The organism is Bifidobacterium pluvialisilvae (assembly GCF_019331695.1).
Taxonomy (GTDB): Bacteria; Actinomycetota; Actinomycetes; order Actinomycetales; family Bifidobacteriaceae; genus Galliscardovia; species Galliscardovia pluvialisilvae.
The window spans coordinates 130,398-153,011 of the sequence record NZ_JAHBBI010000007.1 but is presented as its reverse complement, the minus strand read 5'-3'; the positions used below and the strand labels follow the sequence as shown (position 1 = coordinate 153,011).

17 protein-coding genes, 1 tRNA gene and 1 pseudogene are annotated in these 22,614 nt (G+C 63.8%); 7 read left to right on the top strand and 12 right to left on the bottom strand.

Annotated elements, in window-relative coordinates:
- Positions 1-115 precede the first annotated feature (115 nt).
- Together KIH77_RS07210 and KIH77_RS07205 are read left to right on the top strand one after the other, a co-directional pair.
- The gene (locus tag KIH77_RS07210) at positions 116-427 is read left to right on the top strand and encodes a BrnT family toxin (protein WP_219100443.1); all 312 of its coding nucleotides are present in this window, start codon (positions 116-118) and stop codon (positions 425-427) included.
- Positions 402-620, top strand: a complete 219-nt coding sequence (locus KIH77_RS07205) for a CopG family antitoxin (RefSeq protein ID WP_219100440.1) — start codon at positions 402-404, stop codon at positions 618-620. Before KIH77_RS07210 ends, KIH77_RS07205 begins: the two co-directional genes overlap by 26 nt.
- A gap of 46 nt (positions 621-666) precedes the next feature.
- Here the strand turns inward: KIH77_RS07205 and KIH77_RS07200 are convergent, their stop codons facing one another.
- On the bottom strand, positions 667-1,329 hold the full coding sequence (locus KIH77_RS07200; protein WP_236024540.1) for an alpha/beta hydrolase: 663 nt from the start codon (positions 1,327-1,329) through the stop codon (positions 667-669).
- Positions 1,330-1,470: 141 nt separating this feature from the next.
- On the opposite strand from KIH77_RS07200, the gene KIH77_RS07195 reads away from it, so the two are divergent.
- Both KIH77_RS07195 and KIH77_RS07190 read left to right on the top strand, forming a co-directional pair.
- Positions 1,471-1,544 (top strand) — tRNA-Arg (locus KIH77_RS07195).
- Positions 1,545-1,678: 134 nt separating this feature from the next.
- Entirely contained in the window at positions 1,679-2,212 is a 534-nt protein-coding gene (locus KIH77_RS07190) for a DNA-deoxyinosine glycosylase (protein ID WP_219100438.1), read from the top strand.
- A 436-nt stretch (positions 2,213-2,648) separates the two neighbouring features.
- On the opposite strand, the gene dnaG is transcribed toward KIH77_RS07190, so the two are convergent.
- From dnaG to KIH77_RS07175, 3 genes are all read right to left on the bottom strand, one after another.
- Complete coding sequence (gene dnaG, locus KIH77_RS07185; protein ID WP_219100436.1) at positions 2,649-4,730, bottom strand: DNA primase; 2,082 nt, start codon at positions 4,728-4,730, stop codon at positions 2,649-2,651.
- Between the two features lie 140 nt (positions 4,731-4,870).
- Entirely contained in the window at positions 4,871-6,235 is a 1,365-nt protein-coding gene (gene alr, locus KIH77_RS07180; protein WP_219100434.1) for an alanine racemase, read from the bottom strand.
- 44 nt (positions 6,236-6,279) lie between these two features.
- Positions 6,280-7,116, bottom strand: a complete 837-nt coding sequence (locus KIH77_RS07175; RefSeq protein WP_219100431.1) for an ATP-binding cassette domain-containing protein — start codon at positions 7,114-7,116, stop codon at positions 6,280-6,282.
- A gap of 306 nt (positions 7,117-7,422) precedes the next feature.
- Here KIH77_RS07175 and KIH77_RS07170 point away from each other — a divergent pair.
- Positions 7,423-8,856 (top strand): annotated as a pseudogene (locus KIH77_RS07170) (APC family permease); the annotation flags it as partial.
- A gap of 1,237 nt (positions 8,857-10,093) precedes the next feature.
- Here the strand turns inward: KIH77_RS07170 and KIH77_RS07165 are convergent.
- The 3 genes from KIH77_RS07165 to KIH77_RS07155 form a co-directional block, all read right to left on the bottom strand.
- The gene (locus KIH77_RS07165) at positions 10,094-11,617 is read right to left on the bottom strand and encodes an FGGY-family carbohydrate kinase (protein ID WP_219100427.1); all 1,524 of its coding nucleotides are present in this window, start codon (positions 11,615-11,617) and stop codon (positions 10,094-10,096) included.
- 147 nt (positions 11,618-11,764) lie between these two features.
- Positions 11,765-12,541: an SDR family oxidoreductase gene (locus tag KIH77_RS07160; RefSeq protein ID WP_219100425.1), complete on the bottom strand. Its 777-nt coding sequence runs from the start codon at positions 12,539-12,541 to the stop codon at positions 11,765-11,767.
- 103 nt (positions 12,542-12,644) lie between these two features.
- A complete protein-coding gene (locus tag KIH77_RS07155; RefSeq protein ID WP_219100424.1) occupies positions 12,645-13,976 on the bottom strand; it encodes an MFS transporter in 1,332 nt (443 codons plus the stop codon).
- Between the two features lie 353 nt (positions 13,977-14,329).
- On the opposite strand from KIH77_RS07155, the gene KIH77_RS07150 reads away from it, so the two are divergent.
- On the top strand, positions 14,330-15,478 hold the full coding sequence (locus KIH77_RS07150; protein WP_219100422.1) for an ROK family transcriptional regulator: 1,149 nt from the start codon (positions 14,330-14,332) through the stop codon (positions 15,476-15,478).
- Between the two features lie 648 nt (positions 15,479-16,126).
- Here the strand turns inward: KIH77_RS07150 and gnd are convergent.
- The gene (gene gnd / locus KIH77_RS07145; RefSeq protein ID WP_219100420.1) at positions 16,127-17,020 is read right to left on the bottom strand and encodes a phosphogluconate dehydrogenase (NAD(+)-dependent, decarboxylating); all 894 of its coding nucleotides are present in this window, start codon (positions 17,018-17,020) and stop codon (positions 16,127-16,129) included.
- Between the two features lie 84 nt (positions 17,021-17,104).
- On the bottom strand, positions 17,105-17,635 hold the full coding sequence (locus KIH77_RS07140) for a gluconokinase (protein WP_219100418.1): 531 nt from the start codon (positions 17,633-17,635) through the stop codon (positions 17,105-17,107).
- 176 nt (positions 17,636-17,811) lie between these two features.
- Here KIH77_RS07140 and KIH77_RS07135 point away from each other — a divergent pair, with 176 nt between their 5' ends.
- Positions 17,812-18,522, top strand: coding sequence for a FadR/GntR family transcriptional regulator (locus KIH77_RS07135; protein ID WP_219100415.1), 711 nt, complete (start codon positions 17,812-17,814; stop codon positions 18,520-18,522).
- 189 nt (positions 18,523-18,711) lie between these two features.
- On the opposite strand, the gene KIH77_RS07130 is transcribed toward KIH77_RS07135, so the two are convergent.
- From KIH77_RS07130 to KIH77_RS07120, 3 genes are all read right to left on the bottom strand, one after another.
- Positions 18,712-19,488 (bottom strand): SDR family oxidoreductase, encoded by a 777-nt coding sequence (locus KIH77_RS07130; protein ID WP_219100413.1) that lies wholly within the window; start codon positions 19,486-19,488, stop codon positions 18,712-18,714.
- Positions 19,489-19,599: 111 nt separating this feature from the next.
- Positions 19,600-20,847: an enolase C-terminal domain-like protein gene (locus tag KIH77_RS07125; RefSeq protein ID WP_219100411.1), complete on the bottom strand. Its 1,248-nt coding sequence runs from the start codon at positions 20,845-20,847 to the stop codon at positions 19,600-19,602.
- A 118-nt stretch (positions 20,848-20,965) separates the two neighbouring features.
- Positions 20,966-22,480: an MFS transporter gene (locus KIH77_RS07120; RefSeq protein ID WP_219100409.1), complete on the bottom strand. Its 1,515-nt coding sequence runs from the start codon at positions 22,478-22,480 to the stop codon at positions 20,966-20,968.
- Between the last annotated feature and the right edge of the window lie 134 nt (positions 22,481-22,614).

Sequence of the window (22,614 nt, the reverse complement as noted above, 5' to 3'; positions counted from 1 at the left end):
TCGTCAACATTCTTCGTATAGCACCCTGTTGCCGTTCCATATTCGATACCATCGCAGGAACGTACCATTCTCACTCTATCGACGACAATACGAACCTGCAGAATATGGACAATATATGTATAATAGCAATACAATTCTGCGTTTCACGTGGGATGACAACAAAGCCGCCATCAATATCCGCAAGCATGGGATTTCCTTCAAGGAGGCCAGCAGCGTATTCCATGACCCATACGCCCGTGTAATCCCCGACCCGGACCATTCCCAAGACGAGGAACGGTTCGTCATCCTCGGCATCAGTGACCATGCGCGGGTCCTGGTGGTCTGCCATTGCTATCGGGAGAACGAGGAGGTCATCCGGCTGATATCGGCAAGGAAGGCCACACGAAAGGAGACGTCGACCTATGGAAGACTCTACGATGCGCGATGAATACGATTTCTCGGATTCCGCACCAAACCCCTATGCGAAAAAGCTTCGCAAGTCGGTGACCATGCGTATCGACGTGGATACGCTTGACTATTTCAAGTCGTTGGCGGCGCAGACCGGCATACCGTATCAGAATCTCATCAACCTGTATCTCGGGCAGTGTGCCAAGGACAAGCGGCAATTGCGGTTCCAATAGCGTCTAGGGCAACGGCTGATATGGAACGACACCCGCACGTCTATCGTCACCGTGCGAGGAAGGCGCGGATGTCGGCGAACTCCTGCTCGCACACGTCGTGGCGCATGCCGGCGTAGGCGCGTTCCTCGACGTTCGCGAAGCGGGCGAGCGCGTCGCGCATGGCGGCCTTCTGTGCGTCGGGAATCTGCCGGTCGAGGGTGCCGTAGCCAAGGAAGACGTCGGGGCGTGCGGCGCCGGACGGTTCCGGCACGGTTGCGACGGTGCCGCCGGTGTCGGCATCGTGAAATGACGGCGCGAGCAGTACCGCGGCATCGAACACGTCCGGATGGTCGGCGAGCAGACGGTACGACAGATACCCGCCCTGTGAGAATCCGACGAGTACGATGCGACGATTGCGCAGCCCGCTGGCGTCGAGCAGCGTGACGAGCCGGTCGCCGATGGCCGAGCATTGCGCCTGGATGCGCACGTCGTCCCAGCCGGCGCTGTCGTACCACGCGTGGCCGCCGAGATACGTGCGGTGGATGGGCGCCTGCACGGAGATGTAGTCGGTGCCAGGTTCGATGGCGTCGATGATGCGCACCATCTCCTGCTCGTCGTTGCCATACCCGTGGAACATGACGAACAGGTCGGTAGACTTGACGTCATCGACACCGTCGCCGCCGTCGTCATTGTGATCGAAGTCGATATTCGCGATCATCGCCAGTCGCATACCGACGCTCCCTCCGTCGTATTCGATGGACGCCCCAGTTAGGCGCCGTTCCCAGATTACCGCGCCACGGCTCCGACTCCGCCGGCGGTTTGCCGTGGCGAAACGGCGTGCGAGTTGCTACAATGTCTTCTCGTTGTCTTTGGCCCCGTAGCTCAGCTGGATAGAGCAACTGACTTCTAATCTGTAGGTCGCCGGTTCGAGTCCGGCCGGGGTCACGACTCAGCCCTTGGAAACATTGGGATTCCAAGGGCCTTTGTTTTTCGTTCCTAATCGTTCTGGATACTACTAGACACCATGGCGGAAGTCGGCTCCCATAGGCGACTCCGATATCGCTACTATGCTGGTCACCATGAAATCGCAGGAGATGCAGCATGTGGAACATGGGTTCGGGCCGGTGTGGGACGCGGATTCGCGCGTGCTGGTGCTCGGTTCGATGCCGAGCCCGAATTCCCGGGAGGCGGCGTTCTACTACATGCATCCGCAGAACCGGTTCTGGCCGGCGATGGCCGCATTGTTCGATGAGCCGGTGCCGGAGGCGAGCGCCGCGGCAAGACGCGACTTCGCGTTGCGGCACCGGTTCGCCCTATGGGATGTCATCGCCTCCTGCGATATCGCGGGGGCAAGCGACTCGTCGATCCGCAACGCGGTGCCGAATGACCTCGCGCCGATCATCCGCGCCTCGCGCATCACCCACGTGTTCACGACCGGAGGCAAGGCTGCGCAATTGTATCGTCGTCTGTGTGCGCCGCGGCTGGTGGCGGCCGGCATCGGCATGCCGATGACTCCCCTGCCGTCGACGAGCCCGGCGAACGCGCGCATGCGGCTGCCGCAGCTGGTGGAGGCATATCGGGCGGTGGCCGAGGCGTGCGGTATGGCCGGGTGATGGAAGGCATGGGCCGCCAGTGCAAAACCGCCGTGACATCCCTGTCATCCTGAGCGAAGGGCGTGGACCACAAGTCACTCTGCCACTGTGAGCGGGCTGCGCCCTCCACTCTGTCATCCTGAACGAAGGGCGCAGCCCGGAGTCGAAGGATCCTGCGCTCCGGCCGATTTCAAGATCCTTCGACTCCGCCGCAAGCGGCTCCGCTCAGGATGACAGGGCGGGGCAATCGGCTCCCCTCGCTGAGGGGAGCTGTCGAGCGAAGCGAGACTGAGGGGAGAGACACCTCCATCCAGAATCCACCCTCCCCTCAGTCCGCCTACGGCGGACAGCTCCCTTCCAGAGGGGAGCCGATTGGATGGGACCGTCCCGACAATCCCCCTTCCCCCTAAACTTGAAGGGGAGCCGATTGGGTGGGGCGTCTCGCCGAGTCCTTCGCTCAGCCCACGGTGTTGCCGAAGATCTCGGCCTGAAGGTTCTTGCGGTTGGCCTCGAGCTTGGTGATCTCGCCGAGCAGGCGGAACTTCTCCTCGCCTTCGGGCAGCTGGTTCATCCGCCGCTTGTTGCGAGCGATGAGCCGCATATAGCCCATGTCGAGCAACCGCACCAGCAACTCCGACGCATACTGCTTCTCCGCATCCGTGGCCGGACGCAACGGCGCCGAAACCGCCGACGACGACTGCGCCATCTCATCCGTCACCTGCTGGGAATCCCGTTCCGCGCTCGGCAACGGCAACGGCATCACGGCCAGCTCGTTCACCACACCCTCCAGCATCGGCCCAGCGGCCTTGGAGAGATTATGCATCCACAACCCCTGTGGCGTATCGTTCGACGGCAGCCCACCGGCAGCCTCCAACGCCTGATACATCGACCGAAACACCGGCGTCATGAAACTGTCGACCGTCAGCTGCGCGAACATCGCGCGGTTCACCGACCTTGGCACCTGGATGAGAATGCCCATGAACTGCTGTTCGCAGATGAACACCGCGTCGTCGATGCGGTAATACCCCTGCGTCAGCGCGTCCTGCCGTTCCAGGGCACGCCGCCGCGCCGGATCGGCATACGGGTCGCCGCCACGGGCGCCCGCCCCCGCATATTCGCCGCCGTTGTCATACCGACGACGGTCGCGCGGCGCATACGCGTCCTCGTCACGCACACGCAGCTGCCGACGCGCATTGCCCACCTCACGCAGCATCACATCCAGATCCACGCCGACGCGCCGCGCCGCCTTACGCGCATACAGGTTCACCAACGACCGGTCGCGAATCTGCGCGATCACCGGCACCACGGCCTTCACCGCACCCATCTGCCCGGTCGTATACTGCGTATCGAACTGGTCGATCGCCGTGTTGCTCACGAAATCATACAGCGGATACGCGTTGTCGATCAGCGTACGCACCGCCCCGTCACCACGCTGGATGCGCAGATCGCACGGGTCGAGATTATCGTCGGCCACGGCCACGAACGTCTGCGACAAAAACGCGCCGTCCAATCCGAACGCGTGCAACGCGGCCTTCTGCCCGGCCGCATCGCCGTCGAACGTGAACACCACACGCGACGTACGGTTCTTCCCCGGTCCGATCAGCTGCAATCCGCCAAGCTTGTCGTCGGAAATCAGACGACGCACGATCTTCGCGTGCTCACGGCCGAACGCCGTGCCGCACGTGGCCACCGCCGTATCCACGCCGGCCAAATGACACGCCATCACATCCGTATATCCCTCGACGATCACGACCTGGCGTTTCTTCACGATGTTCGACTTGGCCAAATCAAGACCGTACAGCACCTGGTTCTTGTGATACAGCGACGTATCCGGCGTATTGATGTACTTCGCCTGAATCGTATCGTCGTCATACAGCTTGCGTGCGCCGAAACCCAGCGTACGGCCGGCGGAGTCACGGATGGGCCACGTCACGCGGCCGCGGAAATAATCGTAGACGCCACGCTGGCCCTGACGGGCGAGACCGGCGTCCATCATCTCCTGATGCGTGAACCCCTTCGATGCGAGATGACGGACGAGATTATCCCAGCCCTGCGGCGCGTAGCCGCAGCCGAAGCGCTCGCAGTCGGCCTGGGAGAAGTTGCGTCCGGCGAGGAGCTTGCGTGCGGCCAGGGCCTCGCGGCTCATGATCTGCGAGACGAAGAAACGCTGCGCCTCGTCGTTGGCCTCCAGCAGACGCGACCGTTTGGACCCCTGCCGCTGCTGCGGCTGGTTGGAGTCGTAATGCAGCTCGATATGGTATTTGTCGGCGAGGATTTCGACGGCGTCGGCGAATCCCACGTTTTCGGACTGTTCGACGTATTTGAACACGTCGCCGCCGAGGCCGCAGCCGAAGCAGTGCCATGAGCCGAGCGCCGGGCGTACGGAGAAGCTCGGCGTCTTCTCGTCGTGGAACGGGCACAGGCCCATGAACGTGCCGGAGCCGGACGCCTTCAGCGTGACGTCGGCGGAGACGATGTCGTACAGGTCGGCGGCGGCGCGCACCTTCTCGATGTCTTCTTTAATGATCAAACCCGGCATAGCGTTTCATTTTACCCAACCGGGATGATTGCGGGGCGTCGTCGTGCGACCGGCGACGAACGTCGCGCGGACCAAGCCCGTATCACCGGCCCACGCGACGCCGCGGCCCACCCGGCGACGGGACCGCCCGCTGCCGTCGCCTACAGCAGCGTGGCGGGGTCGAGCTTGGCGAGGTCCTCGGGCGGCAGCACCTCGGCGGCGTGGAGATACAGCCTCGGGATGCGGTTGCGCAGGCAGGTGAAGATCTCGTAGCTGATGGTGCCGGCGGCGCGCGCCCAGTCGTCGGCGGTCGGCTCGGCGAACTTCTCGCCGCGGCCGGGGCCGAACAGCACCACGGTGTCGCCCTCATGCACGTTGAGCTCGTCGGTGGAGCAGGAGCCGTGCAGGTCGATCATGAACTGGTCCATGCATACGCGGCCGGAGACGCGGTAGAGCTTCGGCCCCTCGCTGGTCATCACGCGCACGGGGCCGCCGTCCTTCTGTACATGCTTGGCGCCCTGCATGTCGAATCCGGAGGCGGAACGGTGGATGCCGTCCGCATAGCCGATCGGCACGATGGCGGTGGAGGTGTCGTCGGGCGTCAGGTACGTGCGGCCGTAGGAGATGCCGTGCCCGGCCTCCACATGCTTGACGGTGCCGAGCTGCGCCTGCAACGTCATGGCGGGCTTGAGCCGCCACGTGGACGGCGTGCCCATGGCCGGGTCCGGCTCGTAGCCGTACAGGCCAATGCCCGGGCGGGTGAGCTCGAAGTGGATCTCCGGACGGTTCAGCGTGGCGGCGGTGTTGGCCAGATGGCGGATCTCCGGCGCGATGCCGGCCTTCTCCATGCGTGCGGTGAACGCGTTGAAGTGCTCGATCTGTCGGTCGGTGGAGGCCACGAACTCGGGCACGTCGGGCGAGTCGGCCACGGCGAGGTGGCTCCACTGGCCCACGATGTGGAACACACCCTCGTGCGCGTACGCCACGAACTTCCTCAGCGCCTCGTCGAAGGTCTCCTCGGTGAAGCCGTTGCGGCCGAATCCGGAATCCACCTTCACATGCACGCGCGCCACCTTGCCCACGGCGCGGGCGGCGGCCGCGGCCAGGTCGATGCCGGCCATGGATCCGATGGAGATGTCGATGTCGTTCCTGATGAGTTCGCCGAACGGCACGTTCAGGCCGTTGTACACCCACGTGAGGATGTGGCAGCGGTCCGGGCCGATGCCGGCCTTGCGCAGCAGCAGCGCCTCGTGCGACTGGGCGGTGCCGAGCCAGGTGGCCCCGCCGGCGAGCGCGGCCAGGGCGGCCGGGATGAGCCCGTGCCCGTAGGCGTCGGCCTTGACCACGCCCATCACCGCGGTTCCGGAGTCGGGGCCGCCGCATACGGAGACGAGATGGCGCATGTTGTCGCGCAGGACCGCGAGGTCGACGATGCACTGCGCCGGGTACTGCTCGCACGCGTTGCGATAGTTGGTTTCGCCGTCTGAAGAAGAGAAAGCCCATTCGGGCGCTGCACTCAAAGTCATGTGCCCTATTGTGCCGCCGCTATGCGACGGATTCGTGATGAGGCTCACTTTTTCGTCATTTCCGCATATTTCTTCGCGATGAGGTCGTTGTAGAAGTCGACGGCGGCCTTGGGTTCGCCGTCGAACGCCACCCGGTGTTCGTCGAGCACGATCACGCGGTCGATGGCGTAGTCGGGGTTGGTCACGAGGGTGAGGTCGTGCGTGGCGAAGACGACCTGCTTGTCGTAGCCGAAGAGGGCGCGGGCGACGGTGCGGGTTGCGTTCTCGTCGAGTCCCTTGGTGGGTTCGTCGGCCACGATGGCGGCCGGGTTGATGGCAAGCGCGCCGACGATGGCGAGCAGGTGGCGTTTCTCGCTGTCGAGGCTGTCGGCCTTGCTGCGCGCGTACGGCGTCAGTCCGAAGTGCGCGAAGAGGGCGCCGACGGTCTCGTGGCGGGCGCCGTCGGGCAGGTTGCTTTTCTTCAGCGGTTCGGCCACGGCCTCGGCGATGTTCTCGGCCATGTAGTAGCGCTGGGGGATCTCCTCACGGCGGACGATGCCGATGACGTCCTTCAACGCCTTGGCGTCGGATTTTTTCGCGGGGTCGAACGTCGTGTCCTCCCCCGGCGCGGGCTTGCCGCCGTCGTCGAGGACGTGGCGGACGACGCTCACGGAGCCGGCGGTCGCCTTGAGCGTGCCGTCGACGAGCTGGAGCAGCGTGGATTTGCCGGCGCCGTTGAGTCCGATGACGGCGACGCGCTTCTCGGCGATGGTGAGGTCCGTGGGTTCGAGGCCGATCTTGCCGTCCTCGTAGGTCAGTCCGGCACCGTCGAGAATGAACGACAACCGGCGTTTACGGGTATCTATGGTCTTCTTGCGGGCGAACAAATCCATCAGTCCCATGCTTGGCTCCCATCATTATGGTTCTTCCTGATATTCTAGGGAGGGCCGGGAACGCCGGGACGGAATCTCGCAACCGTCGGCAATCCATCGCCGGTCGATATCGTCATCCGACCGTTCCGTCGTTGTGCAATTCGCATGGAATTCGTTTTCGATTATCGTCGCGTTCATATACCGTTGATGCTGACGAAAATCATCCGGATGTCTTACCATGCGGACATTGCACGTTCAAAACGATTCGTTCGTAATGATTGCTCCCGTAAGATGTTGACGTTTGCAGGAGAGATCTTCCATCCCAAGAAGGAATTCATGAATAGCCTATTACGCAAAAAAGACGTGTCGACGATAGTGGCCGAGGCCACGCCGTTGAAGCGCACGATGAAGACGTTCGATCTGACGATGCTCGGCATCGGCGCGATCATCGGCACCGGCATCTTCGTGCTGACCGGCAAGGGCGCGCTCACCGCCGGTCCGGCGCTGGCCGTGTCGTTCCTGCTCGCCGCCATCTGCTGCGGCTTCGCGGGACTGTGCTACGCGGAGTTCGCGTCGATGGCCCCGGTCTCCGGCTCCGCGTACTCGTACGCGTATCTGGCGTTCGGCGAGCTCATCGCATTCGTCATCGGATGGAACCTCATCCTTGAATACGCCCTGCAGGCGGCGACCGTGTCCGCCGGATGGGCCGGCTACTTCAACAAGCTGCTCGAAGGCTTCGGATTCCATCTGCCCGTGGAGCTCACGGCCGCGTATGGCACGACGCCGGGCGTGACCACGTACTTCAATCTTCCGGGATTCGTGGTGGTGCTGCTCATCACGTGGGTGCTGTCCATCGGCATCAACCAGACCAAGCGCGTCAACGACATCATGGTCATCATCAAGCTGGCCATCATCCTGCTGTTCATCGTGTGCACGATCCGCTACATCAACCCGGCCAACTGGAAGCCGTTCTCCCCGTACGGCATCTACACGTTCCAGCCGGGCTCGACCCAGCCGTACGGCATCATCCCGGCCGCGTCGATCGTGTTCTTCAGCTTCATCGGATTCGACGCCGTCTCGTCGTCGGCCGAGGAGACCGTGAACCCGAACAAGACGCTGCCGCGAGGCATCCTCATCTCGTTGGCCATCTCGACGGTCATCTACATCATCATGACGCTGGTGATGACCGGCGTGGTGCCGTACAAGGACTTCGCGAAGTTCATCGACGCGCCCGTGGCCGGCGTGATCCTCGAGACCGGCCTCAACTGGCTGGCGGTGATCGTGAACCTCGGCGCGCTCGTGGGCATGACCACCGTGATGCTCGTGCAGCTCTACGGCCAGTCGCGCATCTGCTATGCGATGGCGCGCGACGGCCTGTTCCCGAAGCTGTTCGGCGAGGTGCACAAGAAGTACCTCACCCCGTTCAAGGGCACGTGGTTCTTCGGCATCCTCACCGCCATCGCCGGCGGCTTCATCAACATCAACATCCTGTTCGAGCTGGTGAACATCGGTACGCTCTCCGCGTTCATGATCGTCTCCGCCGGCGTGCTGTGGATGCGCAAGACCCAGCCGAACGCGCACCGCGGCTTCAGGGCGCCGGGCGTGCCGTTCACGCCGATCCTCTCCATCATCTTCTGCCTGGTGTTCATCGCCGGCCTGAACTGGGAGACGTGGGTGCGGTTCGCCATCTGGCTGGCCATCGGCCTCGCCGTCTACTTCGGATTCAGCCGCAAGAACTCGGTGCTCGGCAAGCAGGCGCAGAAGAAGGCCCGCAAGGCCATCGACCAGGCCATGGCCGGTCAGCAGGGCGCTGCCGCTTCGGCGGCCGGTGCCGGTGCCGGTGCCGGTGCCGGGGTGGCCGAGGCCGCCGAGGCATCCGCGGAGGTCGCGACCGAAACCATGGTCAAGGAGGCCGAGGCCAAGGAGTAATAAGGAGGGGGTGGGCCTGTCCATTCCGCGAACGGTCAGGCTTCCCCGACCACGCTGGACGACTACGAGCAGGACAGCAAGTCCATTCCACGAACGGACAGACCTGCAAACTAACGCCCCTAGGCCCGCACGGACAGGCCCATAGGCCCAACGAACATAAATCCAACGGATAGACCCACAAACCCGAAGACGACACACGACAGTCGACAGCCGGGTTTGTGGGTCTTCTCATTCTCAAAAAAATGGGAAAGTGGGTCTGTCTGTTCTTTAAAAAGGGGAAAGTGGGTCCATCCGTTCTCCAAAAGGGAGAAAGTGGGCCTATTCGTTCTCCAAAAATGAAAAGTGGGTCCATCCGTTCTCCAAGATGAGTAAGTGGGACCATCCATTCCCCCAAAAAATGGAAAGTGGGCCTAACCGTTCTCAACAAATAGGAAAGTGGGTCTATTTGTTCCCCCAAAATGGGAAGTGGGCCCATCCGTTCACGAGGAAGGGATTTTCAACGTCCCCGCGTATACCCCAGACCCACAAACCCCTTAATGAACGGATTTACCCACGGTTATTGAACAGGCTGGACCCACAAAATCACCTCCGCGAACGTCTAGACCCACGAATCCCCTGCCAGACCCACTAATCCGATTCGACAGACCCACAAAACCGACACGACAGACCCACTAATCCGATTCGACTGGAACATCATGAACGGATAGACCCACAAACCCCACGCTAGGCCCACAATTCCGACGCGCCAGACCCACAAAACCGATTCGGACGGGGACGTCATGAACGCCTAGACCCACGACTCCGAACGGATGGACCCGCAACGCCATCCCCGCGAACGGATAGACCCACAAGCCCAAGGACGGTATGCCGGCGATGAGGTTTGTGGGTCTTTCCGTTTGCTGCGGAGTCCGCATCACACAGCGGAACCAACGGTGAATCGGCAGAACTCAACGGACTTGAGCGAAGCCCACATCACACAGCGGAGCCTCTCGTATTTCGGGCGGTCCGCTGATGACGCTTGGAAGATGCTCCATCAGCCGCCGGCAGCGCAATTCATCGGGATGATTCGTCGCTTTCGCTACCGCAGCTCGGAGAGCTCCTTCATGTCGCCTTTGAGATGTTCGTAGACGGACTTGTAGACGGCGAAGTACCGGCTGTAGCGCTTGTGTCCGTCGACGGTGGGCTTCACCGGCTTGTCGAGCACCTGCCAGCGTTTGGTCTGCTCGTAGGTGAGCAGACCGGTGCCGATGCCGGCGAGCATGACGTCGCCCATGTTCGCCTCGACGTCCTCCTTCGGGCAGACGACCGGGTATCCGGTGACGTCGGCGAAGATCTGCCGCCACAGCTTCGACTTGGTCACGCCGCCCGCCAGCAGGATGTGGTCGCCGAGGTCGCTTGCCGTGGCCTCCATGGCGTCGCGCAGCGAATACGCCACCGCCTCGAGGAACGCGCGGTACAGATGCGCCTTGGTGTGCGTGAGCGAAAGACCCACGATGGTGCCCTTGGCGTCGGAATCCCAGACGGGGCTGCGCTCGCCCATGAAGTACGGCAGCACGACGAGCCCCTCGCTGCCGGCCGGCACCTGTTCGGCGGCCTCGTTGAGCTGGTCGTACACGCTTGGTCCGCCGCGCCGCTGTTCCTCCTTCTCCCACTGGCACAGGGTGTCGCGGAACCATTTGACGATGGCGCCGGCCGTGTTGCCGCCGGCGAAGTTGTAGGAGAGACGCTTGGCGTCGTACAGGTACGGCCATACGATGAGACCCCTGCCCTTGACCGGTTTGTCGGAGATCAGCGCGGCGCACATCGAGGTGCCGATGGCGGCCGCGTACACGCCCGGTTCGAACACGCCGAGGCCGATGTTCGCGGCGCCACAGTCGATGCCGGACGCGATGACCGGCATGCCCGGTTCGAGTCCGAGCTCGGCGGCGATGTCAGGCTTGAGCCCGCCGACGATGTCGGTGGATTCGACGATGCGCTGCGGCATCATGGACGTGGGAATGCCCATGTCGTCCATGAGCTCCTTGGACCATGTGCGCGTGGTCATGTCGAAGATGCCGCCGATGTTGCCGGCGGACGAGTAGTCGATGGCCACTTCGCCGGTCATCTTGTAGATCACGTAGTCGTTGGGCGGCAGGAACAGGCGGGTCCTCGCCCAGTTCTCCGGTTCGTGGTTCTTCATCCACAGGATCTTCGTGTAGCCGTAGTAAGGGTCGGCGCCGTTCTGGGTGATGCGCAGCAGCCGCTCCTCGCCGATGGTGTCGAGCACCCATCTGGTCTCCTCGTCGGCGCGTCGGTCCATCCAGATCATGCAGGGGCGGACGGGCTCCATGTTCTCGTCGAGGGGGATGCCGGAGCCACCGTAGAGTCCGGAGATCGCGATGCCCTTGATGTCGGCGGCGGGTACGCCGGCCTTGGCGACGGTGTTCCTGATGGAGTCGATGGCGCCGCGGTACCAGACGTCGGGCCATTGCTCGGCCCACAGGGGCCTGGGGGTGAGCACGTCGTATTCCTGCAGATCCTGGGCGATGAGTTCGCCGTCGGTGTTCATGAGCACGGTCTTGGTGCCGGATGTGCCGATGTCGGTGCCGAGAAGATACTTCATTGTGTCCTCGTTTCAGACGGTTGGTTCGGATTATCGGTGTCGTTCGTCGTTTTCGGGAATGGAAAACCCGTCCCTCGGCCCGGCCTGGAGCCGGCCGAGGGACGGGTCTGCGTCGTGCGGTCGGGCCGTCCGGCCCATGCCCGCCCGTCAGAAGGCGGTGAAGGCGCCGTCGACGACGAAGTCGGAGCCGGTGGTGAACGTGGAGGTGTCGCCGGCCAAGTACACGCAGATGGACTGGAGTTCCTCGGGCTTGCCGAGGCGGCCCATCGGGGCCATGGCGTTCCACTGCGCGATGAGCGGCTTGAGCGATTCGGAGCTCAGGGTCAGGTCGGTGCCGATGTAGCCCGGGGAGATGCAGTTGACGCGCACGCCGCGCTTGGCCCATTCGATGGCGAGCGACTTGGTCAGCTGGATGACGCCGGCCTTGGACGCATTGTAGGAGCACTGCGGCTGCGGCACGTTGACGATGTGCGCGCTCATCGACGCGGTGTTGATGATGGAGCCGTGGCCCTGCTCGAGCATGACCTTGCCGGCGGCCTGCGCGGTGAGGAAGATGCCGGTGAGGTTGATGTTGATGACCTTGGCCCACTGCGCGGGGGTCATCTCCTCGGCGGGGATGTTCATGCAGATGCCGGCGTTGTTGAACGCCACGTCGAGGCTGCCGAACTCCTCGACGACCTTGGCGACCATGGCGTCGACCTGTTCGGGCACGGTGACGTCGCAGGCGATGGCGAACGACCGGCCGTCGTGCGCGGCGTCGAGTTCGGCCGCGGTCTTCGTGGCCTCGTCGATGTCCACGTCGACGATCGCCACGTTGGCGCCGGCCTCCATGAACGCGGTGGCCACGGACTTGCCGATGCCCCTCGCGCCGCCGGTGACGTAGATGTTCTTGCCGTCCAGTCGCATCTTCTCGATGATTCCCATGGTTACTCCTTTGTGATTGGGTTGTTGTTGGGTTGTTGATTGTTGGATTGTTTGGGTTGGTCTTGTTGCCGTTATTGCCGGGCGGGCCGCCCGCCGGCCGCGGTCACGACCGCTTCGCCTCACGGATCTGCTCGATGTCGCCGGCCACGGCCTCGGCCTCGTCGAGGTGCACCTCCTCGATGAGCCTGCGGCCCTTCTTGTCGAACCCGGGCTGATGCGGGTGGATGAAGAGGGTGAGCACGAACGCGATGGCGTACAGGATGGCGTACGCCCAGCACACGCCGCCGAATCCGCCGATGGGCATGACGATGGTGGCGATCAGCGGGCCCGCGAACGTGGTGAGCCCGGCGGCGAGGTTGTAGGCGGAGAGAGCCGCGCCCTGCTCCCCTGGAGCCAGTGTGGTCACGACGGCGGTCAGCGGCACGAACGCGCAGGTGCCGACGCCGACGAGGAAGAACCCGAACCACATGAGGGGCGCGTTGGCGCCGAAGAACTGCGGCACGTAGTAGACGAACAGGGTGCTGACGGCCAGCAGCAGGCAGCCGAACCAGCGCACCGGCATCATCCAGCCGAAGCGGTCGCCGAACCAGCCCCAGAACACGTTGGCGAACAGGGTGACGACGAACACGAAGCCCCAGAAACGCATCCACGTCTCGGTGGGGAACCATCCGCCACCGCCGTTGTTGTGCGTGGAGAGGTACAGCGGCATGATGACGGGGAAGCCGTAGAGCACGAGGTTGTTGATCACGCGCACGATGGCGGCGAAGGCGACCTGCCGGTTCTTCACGAGGATGGTGGCGCCCTTGGTGAGTTCGCGGATCTGCTCGGCGCGGTCGAGCCCCTCGGAGGCGCGCCCCTTGGTGTTCGGCACGAGCAGGATGCACATGATGGTGCCGACGATGGCGAACGGCATGGCGCACCAGAAGGTCTTGTACTCGCCGAGCACGGGGATGATGTAGCTGGGCAGGTAGGCGCCGAACACGCCGATGCCCATGGAGAACGACGTCCAGAACCATCCCATGGCGCTGGAGAGCTTCGCCGGGTCGACCGTTTCGGCCATGAGCACGACGAACGAGTATATGAACAGCGGGTATCCAACGCCTCGTATCGCGTAGACGAACAGGATGAACGGATAGCTGCCGGAGGGCAACGCCGCGGCGAGGAAGATGATCTGGATGACGATCCACCATGTGGCGCCGATCAGCATGAGGCGCTTGGCGCCAAACATCTCGGCGAGCACGCCGCTGGTCCATGCCGCCGCGGCCGCGAACAGGCCGTAGACGGTGATCAGCAGCGACGCCTGCGTGGCGGCGAAGCCGTGGTCGACCATGTATTTCGAGAGGAACGTCAGCTCGAAGCCGTCGCCCGTCATGAACACCGCGATGGCGAGGAAACCACCGATCAGTTTGCGCGTGGCGCTTGATAGTCTGCTCATCCCCGCTCCTTGCCGAGCGGCGAGGACGCCGTAACCGATGGGAACGTCATCGTCCACCTCCTTGAGAACCGTGGCGTGCACCGCTGCATCGCCGTTGTCGCCGTATCGCGCGGCCGGTCGGGAAACCCCGTCGGCCCTGCTTGCGCGTCCGTCGCCCTTCACTTTAGTTGACCACTTTTCTTTAAGTGGTTAATTGAAGTGTACGAACGACGACACGCTTTGTCAACCCACTTTTATTAAAGTGGTCGATATAATTGGAGAACGCTTGGAAAACATAGGTTCCATCAAGATGGACGGCATCGATGCCGCGTGTCGCACATACACTTAAAGACACGCAAGGAGGTTCACCGGGCATGAAAATCGCAACGACCACAGCGATCAAGGAACAGAAACGCCAGCTGGTGCTCGGCCACATCTACCACCATCGGCACTCCTCCCGCCAGGAGCTCGGCCAGGCACTGCCGATCAGCCTGCCCACCATCACGCAAAACCTCAACGAACTCGAGGAGACGGGGCTCATCAGACGGTCCGGGTTCCTCGATTCCAACGGCGGACGGCGCGCTCAGGTCTATTCGTTCGCGGCCGACGCCCGCGTCGCCGTCGGCGTGGAGATCCTCGGCGGCTCCATCGCCCTGCAGGCCTACGACCTCTACGGCAAACGCATAGCGGGCAGAACGCATATGATCCCCTACGACAACGGCGACGAATACTACGAGGCCGTCTCCAGACATGTCAACGACTTCACGGCCTGCCTCGGCGTGGACGGGTCACGCATCCTCGGCGTCGGGTTCGCCGTGCAGGGCATCGTCTCCCCCGACGGCTCGCACCTGACGTTCGGCAAGATTCTCGGCAACACCGGCCTCACCCTCGACCGGCTCAGCGAACGCATCGACCATCCATGCCGCCTCATCCACGACTCGCACGCCTCGGCCATCGCCGAACTATGGCTCAACGCCAACATCACGAACGCCACCTGCGTCTACCTCGACGAGCACGTGGGCTGCGCGGTGATATCCGGCGGCCGCATCGACGAGGGCGAGAACCTGCGCAACGGCACCTGCGAGCACATGACCCTCGTCATCGACGGCGCCGAATGCTACTGCGGACAGCGCGGGTGCATGGACGCCTACACCTCGCGCAAGGCGCTGCTGGCCGAGACCGGACGTGACGGCCTCTCCGACTTCTTCACCCATGCGCACGGAGGCGACCCCGTCTGCGCCCGGCGACTCGACGAGTATCTGACGTATCTGGCCTACGCGATCAAGAACATGCGCACGGTGCTCAGCAGCGACATCATCCTCGGCGGCCGCATCGCCTATCTGATGTCGGACGACGACTTCGCCGTACTGCGGGACAAGACCGCAGCCATCGCGTCGTTCCCCGACGACCGGTTCGACATCATCCGCGGCGCCTGCTCACAGGGTCAGAACATCTTCGGTGCGGCGCTGTCGTACATCAAGCCGTTCCTCGACCAGGAAATCGGAGCCTACTCACGGCAGTGACCCTCCCTCCGCGCATGGGCACGGACACGGACACGGACCGACGAAACAACGGTCTTGTGGGTCTATGCGTTCTTCAAAATGAGAAAGTGGGCCTATTTGTTCCCCAAAAATGGAAAGTGGGCCCATCCGTTCACGAGGAAGGACTTTTTGACGTCCTCGCGTATACCCCGGACCCACAAACCTCTTAATGAACGGATGGACCCACGGTTATTGAACAGGCTGGACCCACAAAACCACCCCCGCGAACGGCTAGACCCACAAATCCCCCATCAGACCCATAAAACCGACGTGCCAGACCCACGATCCCAACGCGGCAGACCCACACCCAACACGGTCGGGGACGTCACGAATGGCCAGACCCACATAATCGACACGGCAGACCCACAAAACCAATTCGACCGAGAACGTTGCGAACGGATAGACCCATTAATCCGATTCGACCAAGAACATCATGAACGGATAGACCCACTAATCCGATTCGACCGAGAACGTCATGAACGCTTGGACCCACAAACCCCATTCGTCCGGGCTCACGAACCGGCAGGTAGTGGATTCTCCGACGGCATCCGCACGCAAAAAGCCGCCGGCCGGGAGGAAGGGGCCCGACCGACGGCGGCCGTTATGGAAGTGGAGGGATAAGTCCGAAAATCAGTGGGTGGCGATCTCGTCGACCTTGGTGACGTGGCCGCCGAACTGGGCACGCATGGCGGTGACGACGCGCAACACGTCGTCGGCGCCGCCACGCGAGGCCTGTCGGGCGTAGAGCGCCGCACCGGTGGCGGGCGTGGGCACGCCGAGTTCGAGCGCCGCCTCGACCATCCACTTGGCCTCGCCGGATTCGTTGGCGACGGCGGGCACATCGCGCAGTTCGGGATCGTCCCTGACGGCGTTCTCGAACAGGTCGAGCAGCCATGAGGCGACGACCGAGCCCTCACGCCACGAGACCATGGTCGCGGCGGCGTCGTCGATGTATTCGCTGCGCATCATGGTGGCGAAGCCCTCGCCGAACGCCTGCATCATGCCGTATTCGATGCCGTTGTGCACCATCTTGGCGAAGTGCCCGCCGCCGACAGGGCCGGCCAGCACCAGACCATACTCGCCCTCCGGCTTGAGGGTTTCCAGCAGGGGACGCACGTGGTCGAAGGTCTCCCGCTCGCCGCCGAGCATGAGCGCGTAGCCGCGTTCGGCGCCCCAGACGCCACCGGAGACGCCACAGTCGAGGAACCGGATGCCCTTTTCGGCGAGCACCTCGGCGTGGGCGCGGTCCTCGGTGTATTTGGAGTTGCCTCCGTCGATGACGACGTCGTCCGGTTCGAGCAGTTTTCCAAGCTTGTCGATGGTCGATTCGGTGGGAACGCCGGCGGGGACCATGACCCAGACGACGCGCGGGGCGTCGAGCGCGGCGACGAGGGCCTCGAGGCTGTCGACGTCACGGGCGGAGTCGGGGTTCATGTCGAATCCGACGACGTCGTGCCCGCCGTCGCGCAGGCGCTTGACCATGTTGCCGCCCATGCGGCCGAGTCCGATCATTCCGATTTGCATGCTGTGCTCTTTTCTGTGTGGTGCGGGAAGGGGACGTGGGGAACGGTGCGGGGATTGCGGGTCTTAGGGAACGGCGCGCGACGTTCAGGCGGCGAGTGCGCGCTCCTCCTTGGCGGCATGCTCACGGACCGCCTCGAGGGCGCGGGCGACCATCTCGTCGACGTCGCCTTCGATGGAGACGGTGATGCCGGGCTCATCGTCCTCAAGGGGTTCGAGGTCGGCGAACTGGCTGGGCAGCAGCGACGGCGGCATGTAGTGTCCCTTGCGCGCGGCCATGCGCTTGCCGATGACCTCCTCGCTGCCGACCATATGCACGAAGAACACGGGGATGTCGCGACGCAGCACGTCACGGTAGGCGCGTTTGAGTGCCGAGCACGAGACGACGGTGGAGTTGCCTTCGGCGGCCTGCTCGCGCATCCACCGGTTGATGGTGGCCAGCCAGGGCCAGCGGTCCTCGTCGGTCAGTGGGATGCCGGCGCGCATCTTCTCCACGCTGGCCTTGGGGTGGAATTCGTCGCCTTCGGCGTAGACGTACCCCATCCGATCGCGGACGGCCTCCGCGATGGTGGTCTTGCCGCATCCGGCGACGCCCATAACCACGACCTGCACTGTCATCGTCTGCTCCTTTGCTCGGCGGCCGCGACGCGGCCTCGGTATGACTGCGATTTGATGGGATTATTATAAACATCTTTCGTAGTCCTTGTCAATTTAAAAAGAGTACTTTTAAAAAATATTGTGTTGCCGAATCGTCGGATTACATATTCTTTTCGTTGATTGATAGTCTTTTTATTATGACTGATACGCCGAAAACCTCCGACGGCACGCTGATGCACCTGCCCATCGCGGACCGGCTGGCCACCGACATCATCGACGGCCCGTGGCCCGTGGGGTCAAGCATGACGCTGGAGGACATCCAGCACCGGTTCGGCGTCTCGAGGACGGTGGCGCGCGAGGCCGCACGTTATCTGGAGGCCACCGGCGCCGTGACCATCCGACGCCACGTGGGCCTGGTGGCGCAGGACCCCGGGACGTGGGCCGCGCTGAACCCGCAGGTGATCCACTGGAAGCTGCATTCGAACCAACGCAAGCAGGAGTTGCTCTCGCTCACCGAGCTCCGTCTCGCCGTGGAGCCCGCGGCCGCGGCATGCGCCACGCACAGGGCGTCGCTGGAGACCCGCGCGAAGATGCCGGTGCTGGCCCTGGAGATGCGCAGGCACGGCGAGGCCGGCGACCTCGAACCGTTCCATGAACTCGACATCGAATTCCATTCGACCCTACTGCGCAACAGCGGCAACGAGCTGTTCGCCTCGCTCGCCCCCATCGTGGAGACCATCCTGCGCGGACGCGTGGAAATCAACATGTATCCGAGCCGCCCCTCGGCGAGCGCCCTCGACGCGCACGACGAGGTGGCCGACGCCGTATGGAAGGGCGACGCCGAACGCGCGCGCAAGGCCATGCACGACATCGTCGACGAGGTGAGCACGGTGATCGCCGCGCGATAGCCCTCCCCGACGACCGCGCGTAGGAACCGCCGGCGCGGAAACGACGAGATCCGCGGTCCATGGCGCCGCAGAGGACGTTGCTGACGAGTGCAACACCCCGCGGCACCACGAATCGCGGATCTTGACCGTTCCGGTCTGTGAGACATGGGCCCGTGTCTCACAGACCCATGGGGAATCGTTTGCCGGGAACTACTTCACGAGATAGCCGCCGTCGACGGGGATGACGGTGCCGTTGACGTAGTCGCTGGCGGAGGAGGCGAGGAACAGGACCGGTCCCTTGAGATCCTCGGGCAGGCCCCAGCGGTTGGCCGGGATGCGCACGGTGCATTCGTCCTTGCGCTCCTGGGTCATGTTGGCGCACATCTCGGTGTCCATGTAGCCCGGGGCGATGGCGTTCACGCAGATGTTGTAGCGCGCGCAGTCCACGGCGAGGCTCTTGGTGAGCTGGCTGACGGCGCCCTTCGACGCGGTGTAGGCCGGGACGGTGGTGCCGCCGAACCAGGTGACCATGGAGCCGATGTTGATGATCTTGCCGCCGGTGGGCTGGTCCTTCATGATGGCGACGGCCTTCTGGCACATGAACCACACGTGGTTGAGGTTGATGTCGATGACGAGCTTCCACTCGTCCTCCGGGAACTCCCACGGCTGGTGGCGGCGCTGGATGCCGGCGGCCGGGATGAGCACGTCGAGGCGGCCGTCGAGGATCTCCATGGCCTCGTCGAACATGCGGTCGATGTCGGCCTTCTTGGAGAGGTCACCGACGACGGCGTGGGCGTCGTAGCCCTGGGCGCGGTACTCTGCGACGACCTTCTCGAGCTTGTCCTTCTGCACGTCCATGACGACGACCGTGGCGCCGTTCTCAAGCAGTCCTTCGGCCATGCCGCGGGAGAGGCCCTGGGCGCCGCCCGTCACGATGCAGTTCTTGCCGGCGACGTTGAACTTGTCCTGGTAGTTGAAAGCCATCATTGGCTCCTTTCATGATTCCCATGGGTGGGATTGTTGGTTATTGGTTGGTTGTTGGTTGAGTTTGTCAGGTTGGTTGGGTTGACGGAATCGACGAATCGACCGGGGCATCGGTCAGGGGGTGACGAGGGAGCCGTCGCGGCGGCGGGTCTGCGTCCACGTGGTCACCGTGTTCTCGCACGGGTACTTGGCGGCCTCGGCCTCGTCGAGGTCGACGCCCAGACCCGGCCTGTCGTTGGCGTAGACGTAGCCGTCGCGGTACTCCGGCAGACCGGGGAACACGTCGAGCAGCGCGCCGTGCGGGCCCTTGAGCTCCTGGATGACGAAGTTCGGCGGTTCGATGCCCGACCATTCCTGCACGCCGAAGTTCTGTGCGGCCAGATCGATGTGGATGTTCGCCGCGTGGGCCAGCGGCGACATGTCGCCCGGTCCGTGCCATGCGGTGCGCACGCCGAACTGCTCGGCGAAGATCTGCAGCTTGCGGGCGGCGGTGATGCCGCCGATCTGGCTGATGTGCACGCGGATGAAGTCGATGAGATGCTCGGTGATGAGCGTCTTCCATTCGGCCGCGTTGTTGAACAGCTCGCCCTGGGCGATCGGGATGCTGGTCTGCAGGCGCAGGCGGCGCAGCCAGTCGGTCTGCTCGATCGGCACCGGGTCCTCGAGGAAGAACAGCTCGTAGGGTTCGAGCGCCTTGGCGAGCTGCAGGGCCTCCACCGGGGCGATGCGTTCGTGCACGTCGTGCACGAGGTTCATCTCGTAGCCGATCTTCTCGCGGATGCCGGCGAACAGCTCCGCCGTGTCGTGGATGTACTTCTTGGAGTCGAGGTACACGCCGGGGTGGGCGCCCTCGGGGGCGGTGGCCGGGGTGTTGCCGTAGTCCTCGCCGCCGTAGCCGCCGCACTGGCAGCGGATGGTGGTGATGCCCATCTCCTGGAACTGCAGGATGTTGTCGCACAGCTCCTCGAGGTCGCGGCCGTCGGCATGACGGTAGACGGGGATGCCTTCGCGGACTTTGCCGCCGAAGAGCTGGTAGACCGGCATGTTCGCCATCTTGCCCTTGATGTCCCACAGCGCCATGTCCACGCCGGAGATCGCGTTGTTGGAGATCGGGCCGTTGCGCCAGTAGGCGTTCTGGTGCATGAGCTGCCAGATCTCCTCGATGTTCTCCACATCGCGGCCTCGCAGCAGCGGGTCGAGGTACTCCTCCACCACGGTCTTCACCGCGAGGTGGCGGTAGGCGTAGGTGGCGCAGCCGAGGCCGTAGAGGCCGGGCTGGTTGGTCTCCACGCGGACGACGACGAGGTTGATGCCTTCGGGCGCCGTGCAGATGACGCGCACCTTGTCGATGGTGACTGTCATGTCGTTCTCCTTGGATTGTCGGATGGTCGTACGGTTCGGATGATTGTCGTTGGTGGTGGGTTGCGTCTGCGGGCGGGGCCGCGGGCCGTTCCCGCGGCCCCGGAACCGCAGGCCTGCGTCACATCGCGTCCTCTCGGGTGGTCAGGTCGCGGCCGGCGACCTCGGGCATGACCACCGCGGCGAGGAAGGTGAGCACCAGGCAGACCGCCATGATGGCCGCGATGGCGATCCACGAGCCGCCGAACGCCGTGACCAGCGCGGCGGCCGTGAGCGGGCCGAAGCCGCCGGCGACAAGGTTCGGGATCTCCTTCGAGAGGGCGAGCTGCTCGTAGCGGTGCGCGGAGCCGAAGCATTCCGCCATCGTCAGGTTCTCCAGCGAGGCGAGCGAGAGCACGGCGAGGTTGTGCAGCACGATGTAGCCGACGAAGAACAGCAGGTCGGGGTTGGAGAAGTGCGGCACCAGTCCGGAGGAGGTCTGCTCCATGGTGGTCTGGGAGCCGAGGTTGTTGGCCATGAGCAGGAAGCACGGCACCAGCAGGAACACGTCCACGATGGTGACGATCATGTACATGCGCTTGCGGCCGAAGATGTCGCCGAGCCAGCCGATCAGCGGCACCGTGAGGAAGCCGACGAGCGACGAGTACACGACCACGCTGGAGGCCACGGACTTCGACACCAGCAGGTTGGCGGTCATGAAGGTGATGAGGTAGGTCTGCACCATGGCCGAGGTGCCGCACTGGCCGAAGCGCAGCACGCAGGCGACCAGGAACGCCTTGAGGGAGCGCGGGGTCTTGGCGATCTCGGCGGCGGCCTTCCTCTCGGCCTCCTTGCGGGCCTCGGCGGCAGCGGCGTCCGCGGTCTTGTTCAGGGGCTTGTCGTAGCCGGCGATGGTCTCCTCCACGGACGCCTCGTAGACCGGGGTCTCCTTGAGGTGGATTCGGATGAACACCGCGGCGCCCATCACGATGACGGAGCCGAGGAACGGGATGCGCCAGCCCCAGTCGACCACGGCGTCGTTGCCGAGCCATGCGAGCAGCACGGCCCAGATGGCGCCCGCCATCAGGGTGCCGGAGTTGGTGCCGAGTGCGGTGAAGGCGGAGACGATGCCACGGTGCTTGCGCGGCGCGTACTCGGCGAGCAGCACCGACGAGCCGGCGATCTCGGCGCCGGCGCCGAAGCCCTGGGCCAGACGCAGGACCACCAGCAGCGCCGGGGCCAGGAGCCCGACCTGGTCGAATGTGGGCAATGCGCCGATCAATGTGGTGGCGCAGCCCATGATGGCGATGGTGATGAACAGCACCTTGGTGCGGCCGATGCGGTCGCCGAGGCGACCGAAGTACCATGCGCCGATCGGGCGGGCCACATAGCCCACGCCGTAGACGGCCATGGCCGACATGATGGCCACGGCGGCTGATCCGTGGCCGAAGAAGATGTCCTTGAACACAAGGGCCGCTGCCAGCGAGTAGAGCTGGAAGTCCATGAACTCGAGCGCGGTGCCCAGCCAGCCGGAGACGGCGGCCTTGATGAGATCGGCGGTGGTACGTTCGCCGAGCGTCGGCTCGGACGCTTCGGAAGCGGTCGCGACGACGGCGTCGACCGTGGTGTCGACGTCGGTGGCCGCATCGATGGTCATAGCAGACGACATAGTGTGCTTCACCTCTTGCATTGTGCGTTTTCAGTCAAGTGGCGCGGACGGCATTGTCCGCGTCGTATCGGCGGAGTCGTTGCTCCGCATCGTTCGTATTACGGAAAATCGTGTCGATGCCG

Bases quoted from the DNA above. Each gene is read 5' to 3' on its own strand.
- KIH77_RS07210 (WP_219100443.1), top strand. From the start codon at position 116: ATGTATAATAGCAATACAATTCTGCGTTTCACGTGGGATGACAACAAA.
- KIH77_RS07205 (WP_219100440.1), top strand. From the start codon at position 402: ATGGAAGACTCTACGATGCGCGATGAATACGATTTCTCGGATTCCGCA.
- KIH77_RS07200 (WP_236024540.1), bottom strand. From the start codon at position 1,329: ATGCGACTGGCGATGATCGCGAATATCGACTTCGATCACAATGACGAC.
- KIH77_RS07190 (WP_219100438.1), top strand. From the start codon at position 1,679: ATGAAATCGCAGGAGATGCAGCATGTGGAACATGGGTTCGGGCCGGTG.
- dnaG (WP_219100436.1), bottom strand. From the start codon at position 4,730: ATGCCGGGTTTGATCATTAAAGAAGACATCGAGAAGGTGCGCGCCGCC.
- alr (WP_219100434.1), bottom strand. From the start codon at position 6,235: ATGACTTTGAGTGCAGCGCCCGAATGGGCTTTCTCTTCTTCAGACGGC.
- KIH77_RS07175 (WP_219100431.1), bottom strand. From the start codon at position 7,116: ATGGGACTGATGGATTTGTTCGCCCGCAAGAAGACCATAGATACCCGT.
- KIH77_RS07165 (WP_219100427.1), bottom strand. From the start codon at position 11,617: ATGAAGTATCTTCTCGGCACCGACATCGGCACATCCGGCACCAAGACC.
- KIH77_RS07160 (WP_219100425.1), bottom strand. From the start codon at position 12,541: ATGGGAATCATCGAGAAGATGCGACTGGACGGCAAGAACATCTACGTC.
- KIH77_RS07155 (WP_219100424.1), bottom strand. From the start codon at position 13,976: ATGAGCAGACTATCAAGCGCCACGCGCAAACTGATCGGTGGTTTCCTC.
- KIH77_RS07150 (WP_219100422.1), top strand. From the start codon at position 14,330: ATGAAAATCGCAACGACCACAGCGATCAAGGAACAGAAACGCCAGCTG.
- gnd (WP_219100420.1), bottom strand. From the start codon at position 17,020: ATGCAAATCGGAATGATCGGACTCGGCCGCATGGGCGGCAACATGGTC.
- KIH77_RS07140 (WP_219100418.1), bottom strand. From the start codon at position 17,635: ATGACAGTGCAGGTCGTGGTTATGGGCGTCGCCGGATGCGGCAAGACC.
- KIH77_RS07135 (WP_219100415.1), top strand. From the start codon at position 17,812: ATGACTGATACGCCGAAAACCTCCGACGGCACGCTGATGCACCTGCCC.
- KIH77_RS07130 (WP_219100413.1), bottom strand. From the start codon at position 19,488: ATGATGGCTTTCAACTACCAGGACAAGTTCAACGTCGCCGGCAAGAAC.
- KIH77_RS07125 (WP_219100411.1), bottom strand. From the start codon at position 20,847: ATGACAGTCACCATCGACAAGGTGCGCGTCATCTGCACGGCGCCCGAA.
- KIH77_RS07120 (WP_219100409.1), bottom strand. From the start codon at position 22,480: ATGACCATCGATGCGGCCACCGACGTCGACACCACGGTCGACGCCGTC.